At 63.1% G+C, this 14,690-nt stretch carries 13 protein-coding genes and 1 pseudogene; all 14 read right to left on the bottom strand.

Annotated features, from left to right (window positions below; genetic code table 11):
• Positions 1 to 109: 109 nt before the first annotated feature.
• A complete protein-coding gene (locus tag AADW18_RS04890) occupies positions 110 to 544 on the bottom strand; it encodes a hypothetical protein (RefSeq protein ID WP_337342250.1) in 435 nt (144 codons plus the stop codon).
• A 384-nt stretch (positions 545 to 928) separates the two neighbouring features.
• Positions 929 to 1,486 (bottom strand): annotated as a pseudogene (locus AADW18_RS04885) (ribonuclease HII); the annotation flags it as partial.
• Between the two features lie 50 nt (positions 1,487 to 1,536).
• Positions 1,537 to 2,784 (bottom strand): lipid-A-disaccharide synthase, encoded by a 1,248-nt coding sequence (gene lpxB, locus AADW18_RS04880; protein WP_337342249.1) that lies wholly within the window; start codon positions 2,782 to 2,784, stop codon positions 1,537 to 1,539.
• Positions 2,781 to 3,566: an acyl-ACP--UDP-N-acetylglucosamine O-acyltransferase gene (lpxA, locus tag AADW18_RS04875; RefSeq protein WP_337342248.1), complete on the bottom strand. Its 786-nt coding sequence runs from the start codon at positions 3,564 to 3,566 to the stop codon at positions 2,781 to 2,783. Before lpxA ends, lpxB begins: the two co-directional genes overlap by 4 nt.
• A gap of 1 nt (position 3,567) precedes the next feature.
• Entirely contained in the window at positions 3,568 to 4,023 is a 456-nt protein-coding gene (gene fabZ, locus AADW18_RS04870; protein WP_337342247.1) for a 3-hydroxyacyl-ACP dehydratase FabZ, read from the bottom strand.
• Positions 4,023 to 5,039, bottom strand: coding sequence for a UDP-3-O-(3-hydroxymyristoyl)glucosamine N-acyltransferase (lpxD, locus tag AADW18_RS04865; protein ID WP_337342246.1), 1,017 nt, complete (start codon positions 5,037 to 5,039; stop codon positions 4,023 to 4,025). Before lpxD ends, fabZ begins: the two co-directional genes overlap by 1 nt.
• Before the next feature lie 114 nt (positions 5,040 to 5,153).
• Positions 5,154 to 7,661 carry an outer membrane protein assembly factor BamA gene (gene bamA, locus AADW18_RS04860; RefSeq protein WP_337342245.1) on the bottom strand — a complete coding sequence of 836 codons (2,508 nt, stop codon included), beginning with the start codon at positions 7,659 to 7,661 and terminating at the stop codon, positions 5,154 to 5,156.
• A gap of 122 nt (positions 7,662 to 7,783) precedes the next feature.
• Positions 7,784 to 9,175, bottom strand: coding sequence for an RIP metalloprotease RseP (gene rseP, locus AADW18_RS04855; protein ID WP_337342244.1), 1,392 nt, complete (start codon positions 9,173 to 9,175; stop codon positions 7,784 to 7,786).
• 13 nt (positions 9,176 to 9,188) lie between these two features.
• Complete coding sequence (locus tag AADW18_RS04850) at positions 9,189 to 10,379, bottom strand: 1-deoxy-D-xylulose-5-phosphate reductoisomerase (protein WP_337342243.1); 1,191 nt, start codon at positions 10,377 to 10,379, stop codon at positions 9,189 to 9,191.
• 2 nt (positions 10,380 to 10,381) lie between these two features.
• Entirely contained in the window at positions 10,382 to 11,242 is an 861-nt protein-coding gene (locus AADW18_RS04845) for a phosphatidate cytidylyltransferase (protein WP_337342242.1), read from the bottom strand.
• Entirely contained in the window at positions 11,239 to 11,997 is a 759-nt protein-coding gene (gene uppS, locus AADW18_RS04840; protein ID WP_337342241.1) for a polyprenyl diphosphate synthase, read from the bottom strand. The genes AADW18_RS04845 and uppS overlap by 4 nt, the downstream gene beginning before the upstream one ends.
• Positions 11,998 to 12,005: 8 nt before the next feature.
• The gene (gene frr, locus AADW18_RS04835) at positions 12,006 to 12,563 is read right to left on the bottom strand and encodes a ribosome recycling factor (RefSeq protein WP_337342240.1); all 558 of its coding nucleotides are present in this window, start codon (positions 12,561 to 12,563) and stop codon (positions 12,006 to 12,008) included.
• 106 nt (positions 12,564 to 12,669) lie between these two features.
• On the bottom strand, positions 12,670 to 13,587 hold the full coding sequence (locus tag AADW18_RS04830) for a cation diffusion facilitator family transporter (RefSeq protein WP_337342239.1): 918 nt from the start codon (positions 13,585 to 13,587) through the stop codon (positions 12,670 to 12,672).
• A gap of 167 nt (positions 13,588 to 13,754) precedes the next feature.
• A complete protein-coding gene (gene pyrH / locus AADW18_RS04825) occupies positions 13,755 to 14,480 on the bottom strand; it encodes a UMP kinase (RefSeq protein ID WP_337342238.1) in 726 nt (241 codons plus the stop codon).
• Positions 14,481 to 14,690 lie beyond the last annotated feature (210 nt).

Here is a 14,690-nt window from a genome sequence, read left to right as displayed (position 1 = left end):
AGCGGGCCTAGGACCCTCCGTTCGGCGGAGCCTGGTTAGACCCGGCATGCCCGGCCAGGTCAAAAAAAAGCCGCTCTTGCGAGCGGCAGGGGAAAGAGAGTGGGACTTTCTAGTGAATACGGAACATGGGGGCTGGTTCCGGGACGTAGCTGCTGTCGCGGACATGGCGGTAGTGAGCATGCAGCTGGGCTTCGGCAATCCGCGCCAGGGCCCAGTCGTCGCGCGTGAAGCGAAAATCGGAGCGTGCACAACCGCGCAGGTACGCTTCCAGATCGCCCAGGCGGCGGTAATCCAGATAGCGCTCGGTTTCTTCTGCCAGTAGCGACCAAGCGGTTTCGTCGATGTTGCTGCTGGCTGCGTTGTGGCTGAGATCCGCCAACGTTCGCTCCAGCCGCACCCGGACCCACGCGTCGCAGCTCCATTGTGGGTCGGTCAGCATTGCCCGCAATAGTGGCAGCCGGTCAGCGTGGGCGGGCGGTTTGGTCGGATGATCCGCGAGCCGTTCGGAAGGAAGACGAGTTTTCGTATTAAGCGAAACAGACATGGAAACACCTCGGGCCGTCGGGGGAGCGGCATATGGGTTGGATGCAGGTACATGCTGCACGGTTGCATCGCATTCGTCGTCTGCTGGAAGTCGCCGTGACCATAGGCAGGGTGGCGCAGCCGTCCGATTCACGCCACCGGAGTGCGCACCTTGATGCGCGCGAAAGAACCTGCGAGAGCAGGCATATGACCGCTTTCACGCACGCGTTTCCGAAGTGCATCAACTAAACGCCGATGTGGTTCGCGGTGCCTTATTCAGCGCGATTGATTTCGATTTGTCGCACCGCTTTCCTGATCGGTATGCCGCGTCTGGTCAACGCTGCAAACGATGTCATGCCGTGCCAGGGCTGGCGGCGAGATCGTTGAACCAGGGTCGCTCCGAGGCTCGCACCGGGGCGAAGCTGCGCCGGTGTTGCGGGCATGGTCCGTGCGTGCGCAGCGCGGCCAAATGTTCGGGCGTGGAATAGCCCTTGTGTTGATCGAAGCCATACTGCGGATGCACGGCATGCAGTTCACGCATGAAGCGGTCGCGCGACACTTTGGCCAGGATCGACGCAGCCATGATCGAGCGTTCGCGTGCGTCGCCGCCGATCCACGCTTCTGCCGGACACGGCAGGTCCCGCGGCAGCGCGTTGCCATCTATCCGCGCCAGGCAGCCATCCGCGCCGCCTGCGGCCTGCACCACGGCTTCCAGCGCGCGTCGCATGCCGAGCATCGTGGCGTGATAGATATTGATGCGGTCGATTTCCTCGACCTCGATGAATGCGATGTGCCAGGCCAGCGCGCGCTCCACGATGCGCTCATACAGGAGTTCGCGCCGCGATGCGCACAGCTGTTTCGAATCGGCCAGGCCATTGATGCGTGGCTGCGCCGGATCGAAAACCACCGCCGCCACGACCACCGGTCCGGCCAACGGCCCGCGCCCCGCCTCATCGATTCCGGCGATGCGGATGGGGTGTGCGGCTGCGGCGGGAGCGGAGGGTTCAAGCATGTTCAAGCAGAGGCGGACGATACGAGATCGGCTACGGCATCGGCCGCGCGCGCAGAAGCATCCTGCCGCAGGGCATGGTGCAACTCAAGATACTTCGGCTGCAATGCGGCCACTGCTTCGGGATGGGTGAACCAATGCAACACCGCGCGGCTGAGATTTTCCGGCGTGCAGTCGTCCTGCATCAGTTCCGGTGCCAGGTCTTCGCCGGCCAGGACGTTCGGCAGCGCATAGCGTTCGATCTTCAGCATCCCCAGCATCTTGACCAGGCCATAGGTGGCCGGCGCGATCTTGTAGCCGACCACCATCGGGCGCTTGGCCAGCATCGCTTCCAATGTCGCGGTGCCGGATGCCAGTAGCACCACGTCGCTGGCATACAGCGCTTCGCGGGCTTGTCCATCGATGAGGCGAAAATCGAATCCTGAGAAGCGCGGATCGGAACGCAAGGATTCCAATGCCCGTCGACACGCTGCACTCGCGGCGGGAACGATTACACGCAGGCCGGGGACATCCTGCGCCACGCGAGCGGCGGCTTCCAGGAAGGGCGCGCCCAATCGATGGATTTCGCCCAGACGGCTGCCGGGCAGCACGGCCAGCACCGGCGCATCACCGGACAGGTCCAGGGCTTGGCGAGCGGCGTCCCGGTCCGGCTGTAGCGGTATTTCATCCGCCATGGGATGTCCGACGAAACTCGCGTCGACGCCATGGCGTGCGTAGATGGGCGGCTCCATGGGAAACAAGCAGAGCACGCGATCCGCGCTGGCACCGATCTTTTCCGCGCGCTTCTCGCGCCATGCCCAGACCGAAGGACTGACGTAGTGCACTGTGCGCAGGCCGCGCTGTTTCAACCAGCGCTCCACACCCAGATTGAAATCCGGTGCGTCGATGCCGATGAAGACATCCGGCTTCCATGCCAACACGCGTTCACGGAATGCCTTGCGCAATTTCAACAGGCGCGGCAGATGGCGCAACACCTCGGCCAATCCCATCACCGCCAACTCGCTGGCATCGAACCAGGTCTGGCAACCGGCCGCGCGCATTCCGTCGCCGCCGATACCTGCGAACTCAACCTGCGGGAATCGTTGGCGCAACGCGGCGATCAATCCAGCGCCCAGACCGTCGCCAGAGGCTTCGCCAGCGACGAGCGCGATGCGCAGCGCAGCCTGGGGAGTGGGAAGTTGGGAATGGAAAGTGACGCTGGCTTGAGCCTGTTTCCGATTCCCGATTTCCGATTCCCGGCTCCCGGCACTCATCTCAACAACGGCCGTTGGCCGGCTTCAATGAAATCCACCAAGGTACGCACGTCGTCACTGCTCCTGGCTTGTTCGGCCAGTTGCTGCTTGGCTTCGGTCAGCGGCAGTCCGGCCATGTACAAGGTGCGGTAGGCGCGTTTGATGGCGCTGATTCGTTCGGCATCGAAGCCGCGTCGTTTCAGGCCTTCGCTGTTGACCCCGCGCGGGCGGCCACCGGCTTCGGTGGCCACCATGGTGAACGGAGGAACGTCGCCACTGACCAGCACGCCCATGCCCAGGAACGCGTGTGCGCCGATACGGCAGAACTGGTGCACGCCGGCGAAGCCGCTCATGATCACCCAGTCTTCGACGATGACATGCCCGGCCAATGTCGAGTTGTTGGAGAACACGCAGTGATTGCCCACGTCGCAATCGTGCGCCACATGCGTATACGCCAGCAGCAGGTTGTCGTTGCCGATGCGGGTGACGCCACCGCCGTCGCCGGTGCCGCGATTCAAGGTGACGAATTCGCGCACGCTGTTACGGTCGCCGATGATCAGTTCGGTGCGTTCGCCTTTGAATTTCTTGTCCTGTGGATCGCCGCCGACGGCGGCATGGCCGACGAAATGATTGTCGCGGCCGATGCGGGTAGGGCCGGTGATGCTGCAATGTGGCCCGACGATGGTGCCATCGCCAATCTCGACATCATCGCCAATGTAGGTGAACGCACCGATGCGCACGTTGGCGCCCAGTTTGGCGCCTGATTCGATCACCGCACTGGGATGGATGACGGATGCGCTCATCTCAGTTCGTGTCCTCGGCGCACAGTACATCGGCGCAGGCAACCTGCTCGCCATTCACGCTCGCGACGCCGGTATAGAAGGCCATGTTGCGGATCAAGCGCTTCAGGGTGACGTCCAGGTCCAGTCGGTCGCCAGGCACCACCATCTTGGTGAAACGGGCGTTCTCCACCTTCACCATGTAGAACATGCGGCCGGCGGTTTCGCCCTGATGCGACAACTGGGTCAGCAACCCGCCGGCCTGCGCCAGCGCCTCGATGATCAACACGCCCGGCATGATGGGCGATCCCGGAAAATGACCCGTGAAGAAAGGCTCATTCTGGGTAATGTTCTTGTAGGCCAGCACGCGTTTGTTGTGCTCCAGCTCGACCACCCGGTCCACAAGCAGGAACGGATAACGATGCGGCAGTAGCTTGCGGATGCCGGCGGCATCGATGGGAAGTTGCACTTCGTGGGTCATCAGGTTTCCTTGTCAGCCGCCAGCACACGGCGGGCCAATACGTCGAGTTGCTTGAAGCGGGCGGCGTTCTTGCGCCAGGTGCGATTATCGGTAAGCGGTGTGCCCGAAGAGTATTCGCCGGGTTCGCGTATGGAGCTGGTCACCAGCGACATGGCGGTGATCACCACACGGTCGCAAATCTCCAGATGACCCAGGACTCCCGCGGCGCCGCCGATCAGGCAATAGCGTCCGATACGTGCGCTGCCGGCCGCCGCGCTGCAACCGGCCATCGCCGTATGCGCGCCGATGCGGACGTTGTGGCCAATCTGGATTTGATTGTCGAGGCGGACGTCCTCTTCCAATATGGTGTCTTCCAGCGCGCCGCGATCTATGGTGGTGTTGGCGCCGATTTCACAATCGTCCCCGATGCTCACGCCGCCCAGTTGCGGCACCTTGATCCAACGGCCGGCGTCCATCGCCAGCCCGAACCCATCCGCGCCGATCACCGCGCCAGGATGGATCAGCACGCGCTGGCCCAAACGCACGCGGGTGACCAGCGTTACCCGGGCGATCAACTCGCAGCCGGCGCCGATTTCGCAGTTCTCGCCTATCACGCAACCCGGCCCGATGACGGAGCCGTCGCCCACCGTGCTGCCAGCGCCGATCACGACGAACGGTCCAATGTGCGCGCTGGGGGAGATCGCCGCCGCGGGATCGATCACGGCGCTGGCGTGGATACCCGCCGAACGCGCCGGCTTGGCGTCGAACAGCGCGGCGATCTTGGCGAACGCCGTATAGGGATCCTTGGCGATCAACGCAGTGCCGGGGGCATCGCTGACGTCTTCCTGGCGCATCACCACCGCGCCGGCATTGCTGTCGGCCAATTGAGAGCGATAGCGAGAATTGGCGAGGAATGCCAGCTGACCACCGCCGGCGCGCGCCAGCGTGGATACGCCGTCGATCCGCACTTCGCCGTCGCCATGCAAAGCCAGCTCGAAGCGGCGAGCGAGTTCCGATGCGGTAAAAGTCTGGGTCATAAGGGCGCTAGTTTAGCGCCTGTGCATGAGCGATGCCGGCCTGCCGCGGCAGGCCGGCGGAGGCAGGCCACGAAATCATCCGTGGCCTGCCGTATGTTTGCCTGCCTCAGCAGATCAGAACGCGCCGCCGAAGGTGAACTGCAGGCGCTCGATTTCGTCGCCTTCTTCCTTGCGCAGTGGGAAGGCATAGCTGATCGAGATCGGACCGACCGGTGCACGCCACAACAGTGCCACGCCGGTCGAAGCGCGAAGTTGGCTTGCGTCGAAGTTGTCGACGCCGTCGTAGACGTTGCCGAAATCCAGGAAGGCCGAGACGCGCGCTGCATTGGAGTCGAACAGCTTTGGGAAGATCATTTCCACCGAGCCGGTGGTCTTCAGCGAGCCACCCAGCGGCTGGCCCCGGTATCCCCCAATGGGTTCGGAACGCGGGCCAAGGGTGTTGTCGCGGAAACCGCGCACCGAGCGCGTGCCGCCTGCGTAGAAATTCTCGTAGAACGGCAAGCCCGTCGCCGTGACGGTTCGATCCAGGACGGAGCCCGGGGCGCAGCCAGCCGCGCTGGAGGCTGCCGCCAACGTCGCCGCATCGCCCGGGATCTGCGGATCGGAGCCATTGACTCGGCAGAAATTGCGGACGATGTCCGAACCATAGCTGTCGCCATAACCGAGTTCGGCACGCGTGTTGAGCACGATCGCACTTCCCAAGCGCCAGTACTTGGAGAACTCGTAGTTGAGCTTGTAGTACTCCACCGTCGAACCCGGCAGCGCGACTTCAGCCGATATCCGCTGATACAGGCCTCCGGTAGGCATGAAGTAGTCGTTGCGGGTGTCACGCGCCCAGCCGATCTCGGCGCGCCAGGCGTGGAACGTGCGCTGGCCGACCGCGTCGATGTAATCGATGATCGTTGGCGGCGTGGAGCCGCTGAACGTCAGGATCTCGTTGCTGTCCAGGCCGAACAGCAGCGAGACCGTATCGTTCTCGGTGATCGGCAAGCCCAGCACGCCTTGTGCGGCGGCACTGGTGGTGGAGTATTGCGCGGTGTTGAAGTCCGAATAGTCGAACTCGCGCCACCACAGGTTGTAGCCCAGCGACATGCCTTCGTCGGTGAAGAACGGATTGGTGTAGGAGAACGAATAGCGCTGCAGGTAGTCGCTGCGCTGCGCTTCCACCGACACGCGGTTGCCGCCGCCCAGGAAGTTGTTCTGCGACAACTGGATCGATGTGGTCAGGCCGGAGAGCTGCGAATAACCCAGACCGAACACGAAGCTGCCGGACGTGGTTTCCTTGACGTTGAACACCACGTCGACCTGGTCGTTGGTGCCCGGCACGGCTGGCGTTTCAACGTCCACTGTTTCGAAGTAGCCCAAACGCCGCAGGCGCACCCGCGAACGGTCGATCGCCGCCTGCGAGTACCAGCTGTCTTCGAACTGGCGCATCTCGCGGCGCAGTACCTCGTCGGAGGTGCGGGTATTGCCCTTGAACACGATCCGACGCACATTCACACGCGGACCGGGCACCACCTGCAGGTTGATGGCCACGGTGCGATTTTCGCGGTCCACGGTGGGGATGGGATTGACCGCCGCGAACGCATGGCCAATGTTGCCCAAAGTGGCGGTGATCGAATCGGCGGTCATCTCCAGCAGCACGCGCGAGAAGATCTGGTCCTTCTTGACGATCACCAGTTTCTCGATCTCTTCCTTCGGCAGCACCGTATCGCCGCTGACTTTCACATCCGAGATCTTGTACTGCTCGCCTTCGCTGATGCCGGCGGTAATGAACATGTCGCGCTTGTCGGGACTGATCGCCACCTGGCTGGAGTCGATGCTGAAATCGACGTAGCCGCGATCCAGGTAGAACGAATTCAGGCGTTCGAAGTCACCGGAAAGCTTTTCCTTGGAGTATTGATCGTCGCGGCGGTACCAGGACATCCAATTGCTTTCCTTGGATTCCCAACCTTCCAGGATGTCCTCGGTGGGGAATTTCTCCGCGCCGATCACGTTGACGTGACGGATCTTGGCCGCCTTGCCTTCCTTGACGGCGATGGTCACGTCGACCCGGTTACGGTCCAGCTGGCTGACCGTGGGCGTGATCTCCACGTTGTACTTGCCGCGGTTGTTGTACTGGCGGGTCAGTTCCTGGGTCACCCGGTCCAGGCTGAGCCGGTCGAAGGTATCGCCTTCGGCCAGGCCGATGTCCTTGAGGCCGCGCAGCAGGTCCTCGGTCTTGATGTCCTTGTTGCCGGTCAGCGTCAGCTTGTTGATGGCTGGCCGTTCGGTCAGGGTGACCACCAGGATGCTGCCTTGGCGGTCCAACTTGACGTCTTCGAAGAAGCCGGTCTTGTACAGCGCGCGGATCGACTCGCCGATGTTGGTCGGTGTAACCGTGTCGCCACGCTCGATTGGCAGATACGTCAGCACGGTACCGGCGGAGATGCGCTGCAAGCCGTCGATGCGGATGTCGGTGGCGGTAAAGCTCTCCGAGCTCAGAGGCGCGGCGGCTGGCGCAGGTGCAGCAGCAGGAGCAGGCGCGGTCGGGCTGGGTTCCGTCGTCTGTGCCAGAGCCGGCACGGCAATGGCCGAAGCCAGGGCGAGGGCAAGCAGGCGGCGGGAGGGCAGTCGCGTCATCATCACATCCGATTGGGGTCGATCCTGCTGCGCAGGGGTTTGCCGGAAAGGCGCTTGCGGTTGGCAAGCAGAAATGGAACTAAAAGGTTTGAAGCGAGCCGGCGAAAGAAAGTTCAAAGGCATCAGGTCACCAGACGAAGGATGTCGTTGTAGAACGCCAGGCCCATCAGTCCGGCCAAGAGAGCCAGACCCACATATTGCCCGGTGGCCATGGTGCGTTCGCTCAACGGACTGCCTTTGACCAACTCTATAAGGTAATACAGCAGGTGCCCGCCGTCCAAGACAGGAATGGGCAGTAGGTTGATGATGGCCAGGCTGAGTGACAGCAGAGCCAGGAAAAACAGGAACCAGGCCACGCCCCGCTTGGCGGTCGCGTTGGCGACCTGCGCGATGGTGAGGGGACCCGAGACGTTCTTGACGGACGCCTGTCCGGTCAACATCCGCCGGATCATTCCCAGCGAGTCCGAGGCCATCTTGCCGGTCTCGCGGAAGGCGACGGGAATGGCCGCGATAGGCCCAAAGCGCTGCACGGCGTCGTAAGGCGCCGGCTCAAGTCTGGAAGGCGGGGCAATGCCCAGGGCCCAGTATTCGGTCCCCGAGCGCGGGTCGCGCGTTCGCGCCGGCTGGATTTCGAATGCGTGGCGTACGCCTTGACGATCGACCTCGACCATTGAGGCGACCCCGTTCTTAACAGGCTCGTTCTCGGCAGACCGAGCTCCGCCGAGTTTCTGCACCAAGGGCGATATGTCGCCAAAGCTGTAGACGGGTGCGCCGTCGATGGCGGTGATCTGGTCGCCGGGCAGCAGCACGCCGTCGGCGGGGCTGCCGGGCTCTACGCGCTCGATAACGGCCGGTATCCGGCGATGTTGCCAGTCCAACCCGGCAATGGCGGCCACATTGGTTTCATCGAATGTCGGAGGCAGGTCCGACAGCGGCAATTGGCGCGTATGCGCCATACCTTCGGTGTCCTGGACTTCGACTTCGACATCGTGGCGATCCAATGCGTAGCGGGTAAGGACCGTCAGTGCATCGGACCATGTGGCGATGCGATCATCTTCGATCCGCAGCAGCCGGTCACCCGGCTGAAAACCGGCGTCCGCGGCGATGCCGCTGACGCTGCCCAGAGTGGCCGAGTAATCCTCCTTGCCCACCACGAACATCGCCCACAGCAGTGCTACGCACAGCACCAGATTGGCGATGGGACCGGCGGCAACAATCGCGATGCGCTGCCAGACCGGCTTGCGATTGAAGGCATGCGGCAACTGGTCGGCCGGCACGTTGCCCTCGGCTTCGTCCAGCATTTTCACGTATCCGCCCAGCGGCAGCGCGGCGATGGCGAATTCGGTGCCATGGCGGTCACGGCGCGACCACAGAGGCTTGCCGAATCCCACCGAAAAACGCAGCACTTTTACGCCACAGCGGCGAGCGACCCAGTAGTGTCCGAATTCGTGGAACGTGACCAGCACCCCGAGGGCGACGATCATCCACCAGATTGAGCCCACCAGATCACTCATCGATTATCGACACTCATGCACGTGGAGCGTGGGCTGCGATGGCCCGTTCCGTCAGTCGGCGGGCCTGCGCATCGGCTGCCAGCAGCGCCTCCAGCGAATCAGCAGGAGCGGCGGGCAGCGCGGCGAGGGCCTCTTCGACCAGCGCGGGAATGGATAGGAAACCGATTTGGCCCTGAAGAAAGGCTGAAACGGCCACTTCATTGGCAGCGTTCAGCACAGCGGGAGCGGTACCGCCGGCTTCCAACGCGTGCCAAGCCAACTGCAGACAGGGAAACGCGTCGGTGTCCGGGGCTTCGAAATCCAGTCTTCCCTGGGTTAGCAGGTCCAACCCGTCCACCCCGGATTCGATGCGTTCCGGCCAGCCGAGACCTACCGCCAACGACGTGCGCATATCAGGCAGCCCCAGCTGGGCCAGCGTGGAGCCGTCTACGAACTCCACCAGCGAGTGCACCAGACTTTGCGGATGTACCAGTACCGCCAGGCGATCGCCCGCCACACCGAACAAGTGGTGGGCCTCGATCACCTCCAGGCCCTTGTTCATCAACGTGGCGGAATCGACGGAGATCTTTGGCCCCATCGACCATTTCGGATGCGCGACGGCCTGCTGCGGTGTCACGTGCGCCAGAGCTTCGCGCGTGCGGCCACGGAAAGGACCGCCGGAAGCGGTGAGCACGATACGCCTGACATCGTCCTGAGCCCGGCGTGAACGCAGGCATTGGAAGATGGCATTGTGCTCGCTATCGATCGGCACGATTTCGGCGCCGGCGGCGTCCACTGCGGAAGTCAGCAGCTCGCCCGCCAGCACCAGGGATTCCTTGTTGGCCAACAACAGGCGCTTGCCAGCACGAGCGGCCGCGAGTGTCGATGACAGGCCGGCGGCGCCCACAATGGCCGCGACCACGGTGTCGCAGATGTCGCTTGCGGCAAGTTGGTCCAAAGCCTCGGTGCCGGCATGCGCCTGCGTGGGCAGGCCGGCTTCGCGAAGGCCCTCCTGCAGTCGCTGGTACAAGCGCGGATCGGCAATGACGGCGTGCGTCGGCCGATAGGCGATACACAGCGCCAGGAGCGTGTCGACATTGCTGCCCGCGGCCAACAGGGTGATTTCGAATCGTTCCGGATGACGGGCGATCACATCCAGCGCGGAGGCGCCAATGGAACCCGTGGCGCCAAGCACCGCGACCCTGCGTTTCGTTGGAGCCGGCATATTCAGAATCCGAACAGTTCCTTGCCCAGCGCGAACACCGGCAAGGCGGCCAAAACACCATCGATGCGGTCCAATGCGCCGCCATGGCCGGGGATGAGGTCGCCGGAATCTTTGGCGCCGACATGGCGTTTGAGCAGGCTCTCGAACAGATCGCCGACGATGGAGAACAGCACTGTCGCCACTGCTACCGTCAAGACGGCCGGCAGTTGCCCGATAGTACCGCCCGCCAGGAATGTCCCGGCGGCAGCCACTAACACACCCGCCACCAAGCCACCCAGGGCGCCCTCGATGGTCTTGTTGGGGCTGATGCGCGGCGCGAGTTTGCGGCTCCCGAACAGCCTGCCGCCGAAGTGGCGGCCAGCGAAATACGCGCCGCTATCCGCCGCCCAGACGATGATCAGTGCCACGAACAGCCAGCGGTTTCCGTTGGGCTGGCTGGCATGGATCAGTCCCAAAGCGCACCACGCGGGAACTACCGCCAGCGTTCCGGCCGCCAGTTTGAAAGCACGCGCGTAGGTCTGGTGATCGGACGCGAAATTGTAGAAACGTAGCCACAACAGCGCGAAAAACCACCAGATCACGCCCAGCAACGCCACGAGTCGCAGTGGGACCAAATCCGGCGAACCCGCCGATGCCCATACCAACAGCACCATCAGCAACAGATTGGCCGTCAACAATACGGTCCGCGACAGCGTGTCGTCGATTTCGGCCAGCTTGAACCATTCCCACAGACCGATCAGGAACACCAGCGCGGCCAGGGCGGCCAGCCACGACGTAGGCAGCATCAGAATGGCAGCGATGGCGACAGGTGCCATGGTCAGCGCGGCGATGACACGCACTCTTGTGGCGCTGGATTTGCTCATGCGGGTGTCTTCTCCGTCGCACTGTCGGCGATCTGGGCGCTGGTCAGGCCGAAGCGGCGCTCGCGCCGCCCGTAGTCGTCCAAGGCGCGTTGCAGATGGACGGCATCCAGCTCCGGCCAGAGGATCTCGGTGAACCAGAGTTCGGTGTACGCCAACTGCCACAACAGGAAATTGCTGATGCGATGGTCGCCACCGGTGCGGATGAACAGATCGGGCTGAGGTAGGTCGGCCAATGAAATATGTGCGCCGACCAAGGCTTCGTCGATGTCTTCCACTCGTAGCCGGCCCGCTGCTACGTCGGCGGCGATCGCGCGCGTCGCCTGCACGATGTCCTGGCGCCCGCCGTAGCTGGCCGCGATGGTCAGGTGCAGACGCGTGTTGCCGGCCGTGAGCTTCTCGGCCGCGGTCATGCGTTGAATGATGTCGACCGGAAAGCGTTGACGCTCACCGATGAAACGCACGCGCACGCCACGGCGGTCCAGTTCCGCGACCTCGCGGTCGAGCGCGTTGAGGAAGAGCTTCATCAGCGCCCCGACTTCGTCCTCGGGACGTCCCCAGTTTTCGCTGGAGAACGCAAACAAGGTCAGCGCGCCAATGCCCCGTTCCAGGCAGAAATCGATGCAGACGTTGACCGCCCGGGCCCCGGCACGGTGACCGATGACGCGCGGGCGCTTGCGGCGCTCGGCCCAGCGCCCGTTACCGTCCATGATGACGGCAAGGTGGCGCGGGACGGCTTTTTGCGTGGCCGGCGACATGGCAGTCCTCAGACCGCCATCAATTCCTGTTCCTTGGCTTTGACCACGTCATCCACGTCCTTGATTGACTTATCGGTCAGCTTCTGGATTTCGTCTTCGGTACGCTTTTCTTCGTCTTCGGTGATCTGCTTGTCCTTCAGCAGCTGTTTGACCTGCTGATTGGCGTCGCGGCGGATATTGCGGATGGCGACCTTGGCTTCTTCGCCTTCGCCGTGCACGTGCTTGGACAATTCCTTGCGGCGTTCTTCGGTCAGCGCGGGAATATTGATGCGGATCGTGGTGCCGGCGGTATTGGGGGTCAGCCCGAGGTCCGAGGCCAGGATCGCTTTTTCGACCGCCGAGACCATCTGCTTTTCCCACGGAGTGATGGTCAATGAGCGGGCGTCGCTGACGACAACGCTGGCGACCTGCGTGAGCGGCATATCCGAACCGTAATAATTGACCTTCAGATGGTCCACCAAAGCCGTGCTGGCGCGACCGGTACGGAGCTTGGTCAGGTTATGGCGCAGCGTCTCAATGCTCTTGGTCATGCGCGTCTGCGCGTCTTTCTTGATTTCGTTGAGCATCGCGAATTCCGTTGCATGGCGTTAAACGCCCGATTATAGGGCGTTTCACTCATGGGCGGGCCTTTTCCAAACGCCTTTTCCCGGCCGCCGGGCCGCCGTCGATGGATCAATGCGAATGATGCGGCGCGGCATCGTGTAGATCGTGCTCGCAGAGCGCGCCGCGCTCGATCTGCAGGGTCGCGTGATTGATCCCGAAGCGCTGGTCCAACTCGCGGACGGTCGCATCGATGAAGGCATCGTTATCGTCCGGTTGCCGGCGCACCAGGTGAGCGGTCAGGGCGACCTCACCTGCTCCCAACGGCCAAATGTGCAGGTGGTGGACGGCGTCCACCCCCGGTTGCGAGGCCAGGAACGCAGTGACCTGCGCCTGGTCGATATTGGAGGGCACCGCATCCATGGCGGCGTTGAAGCTGTCACGCAGCAAGCCGAAGGTGCCTACGGCGATCACCACCCCGATCAGCAGCGCTGTCGCGGGATCCAGCCAGGGCCAACCGAACAGCCACATTCCGAAACCGGCGATAACCGCGGCCAGCGAGACTGCCGCGTCGGCCATCAAGTGCAGGAAAGCACCCCGCTTGTTCATATCGTGGGCATGACCTTCACGCATCAGCCAGGCAGCCCCCAGATTGACGAATATGCCGATAGCCGCCACCGCCATCACAGGCACCGCCGGAATGCCCGGCGGGGCATTGAAGCGTTGCACCGCTTCCCAACCCAAAGCGCCGGAGAACACCATCAGCAAAATGGCATTGGCCAACGGTGAGAGCAGGGTGGCTCGGCGCCAGCCGTAGGTGTGATTTCCGGTCGGCCGTCGCCGTGCCAGCGCCGCGGCAGCCCAGGCCAAACCCAACCCCAGCACGTCGCCCAGGTTATGCAGGGCGTCGGACAGCAGCGCCAACGAGTTGATGTAGAAGCCGTAGCCCGCTTCCAGGGCCGTATAAGCCAGGTTGATCAGCGTGACCAGCGCAAAGGCGCGAGTCGCCGAGCCGTGGCCGTGATGGTGAGCGCCGTGAGCATGTCCCATGGCGGCTAGAGTGCCGCGGGTGGCTGGCGGACACAATTACAAGGGAGGGAAGTCGCGCTTTGCGCGCTGGAAAACCGGTGGCTGCGCCACCTGCTAAGGGTGAAGAGCAGCAGCGGCTTCACTCTTTGCAGGCCGCGAAGCGGCCGACTTTACCCTTCGCCCATCCCTCAGTCGCGCCCCTTCACCAGCGTACCGACGTTTTCGCCGCGCAGGATACGCATCAGGTTGCCGGGTACGGTCAGGTCGTAGATGCGCAATGGCAGGTCGCTGTCGCGGCATAGAGCGAAAGCCGCGGTGTCCATGACTTCGAGGTTGCGGTTGAGCACTTCGTCGTAGGTCAGTTGGTCGAAGCGTTTGGCATCGGCATTCTTGCGCGGATCGCAGTCGTAGACGCCGTCCACCTTGGTGGCCTTCAGCAGCAAGTCGGCATTGATCTCGATCGCGCGCAGGGCAGCGCCGGAGTCGGTGGTGAAGAAAGGCTGGCCGACGCCTGCGGCGAAGATTGCGATCCGGCCTTTTTCCAGGTGCCGTACGGCACGGCGGCGGATGTAGTCCTCGCAGACGTCGTTTATCTTGATCGCGCTCATCACGCGAACCTTGGCGCCGAGTTTTTCCAGTGCATCCTGCATGGCCAGGGCATTGATGACGGTGGCGAGCATGCCCATCTGGTCGCCGGTGACCCGGTCCATGCCGCCGGCGGCGAGGCCTGCACCTCGGAAGATATTGCCGCCGCCGATCACCAGCGCGATCTCAGCACCTGCCTCGTGCGCTTCGATGATCTCGCGGGCAATGCGCCCGATCACTGCGGGGTCGATGCCGTAGTCCTCGGATCCCATCAGCGCCTCGCCGGAAAGTTTGAGCAGGATGCGGCGAAAGACTAGGGGCGCGGTCATGGGCAATCTCGACGGGGAGTAAACGTTGTAATTCTATCCGAGCCGGGCCAGCAGGTGTTCACGGGATCCGCTTATCCTAGCTGCAATGCGCTTTCCGGCGGCTTCCAGCCGGTATGCGCATCGGGCGCATTGGTCCTTGGAGGTGATGGACGACAGCCATCATGTGGTGATCGAAATCCGTTACATTCGCCGCCGTCGCGAACGGCGCGG

Source organism: Pseudoxanthomonas sp. CCNWLY206-1 (assembly GCF_039710385.1).
Taxonomy (GTDB): Bacteria; Pseudomonadota; Gammaproteobacteria; order Xanthomonadales; family Xanthomonadaceae; genus Pseudoxanthomonas_A.
This window is presented reverse-complemented; position numbering and strand designations above follow the sequence as displayed.

Excerpts from the sequence above, each read along its gene's own strand:
- AADW18_RS04830 (WP_337342239.1), bottom strand. The coding sequence starts at position 13,587 with ATGGGACATGCTCACGGCGCTCACCATCACGGCCACGGCTCGGCGACT.
- uppS (WP_337342241.1), bottom strand. The coding sequence starts at position 11,997 with ATGTCGCCGGCCACGCAAAAAGCCGTCCCGCGCCACCTTGCCGTCATC.
- AADW18_RS04845 (WP_337342242.1), bottom strand. The coding sequence starts at position 11,242 with ATGAGCAAATCCAGCGCCACAAGAGTGCGTGTCATCGCCGCGCTGACC.
- lpxD (WP_337342246.1), bottom strand. The coding sequence starts at position 5,039 with ATGACCCAGACTTTTACCGCATCGGAACTCGCTCGCCGCTTCGAGCTG.
- AADW18_RS04850 (WP_337342243.1), bottom strand. The coding sequence starts at position 10,379 with ATGCCGGCTCCAACGAAACGCAGGGTCGCGGTGCTTGGCGCCACGGGT.
- lpxB (WP_337342249.1), bottom strand. The coding sequence starts at position 2,784 with ATGAGTGCCGGGAGCCGGGAATCGGAAATCGGGAATCGGAAACAGGCT.
- pyrH (WP_337342238.1), bottom strand. The coding sequence starts at position 14,480 with ATGACCGCGCCCCTAGTCTTTCGCCGCATCCTGCTCAAACTTTCCGGC.
- lpxA (WP_337342248.1), bottom strand. The coding sequence starts at position 3,566 with ATGAGCGCATCCGTCATCCATCCCAGTGCGGTGATCGAATCAGGCGCC.
- bamA (WP_337342245.1), bottom strand. The coding sequence starts at position 7,661 with ATGACGCGACTGCCCTCCCGCCGCCTGCTTGCCCTCGCCCTGGCTTCG.
- AADW18_RS04890 (WP_337342250.1), bottom strand. The coding sequence starts at position 544 with ATGTCTGTTTCGCTTAATACGAAAACTCGTCTTCCTTCCGAACGGCTC.
- frr (WP_337342240.1), bottom strand. The coding sequence starts at position 12,563 with ATGCTCAACGAAATCAAGAAAGACGCGCAGACGCGCATGACCAAGAGC.
- rseP (WP_337342244.1), bottom strand. The coding sequence starts at position 9,175 with ATGAGTGATCTGGTGGGCTCAATCTGGTGGATGATCGTCGCCCTCGGG.
- fabZ (WP_337342247.1), bottom strand. The coding sequence starts at position 4,023 with ATGACCCACGAAGTGCAACTTCCCATCGATGCCGCCGGCATCCGCAAG.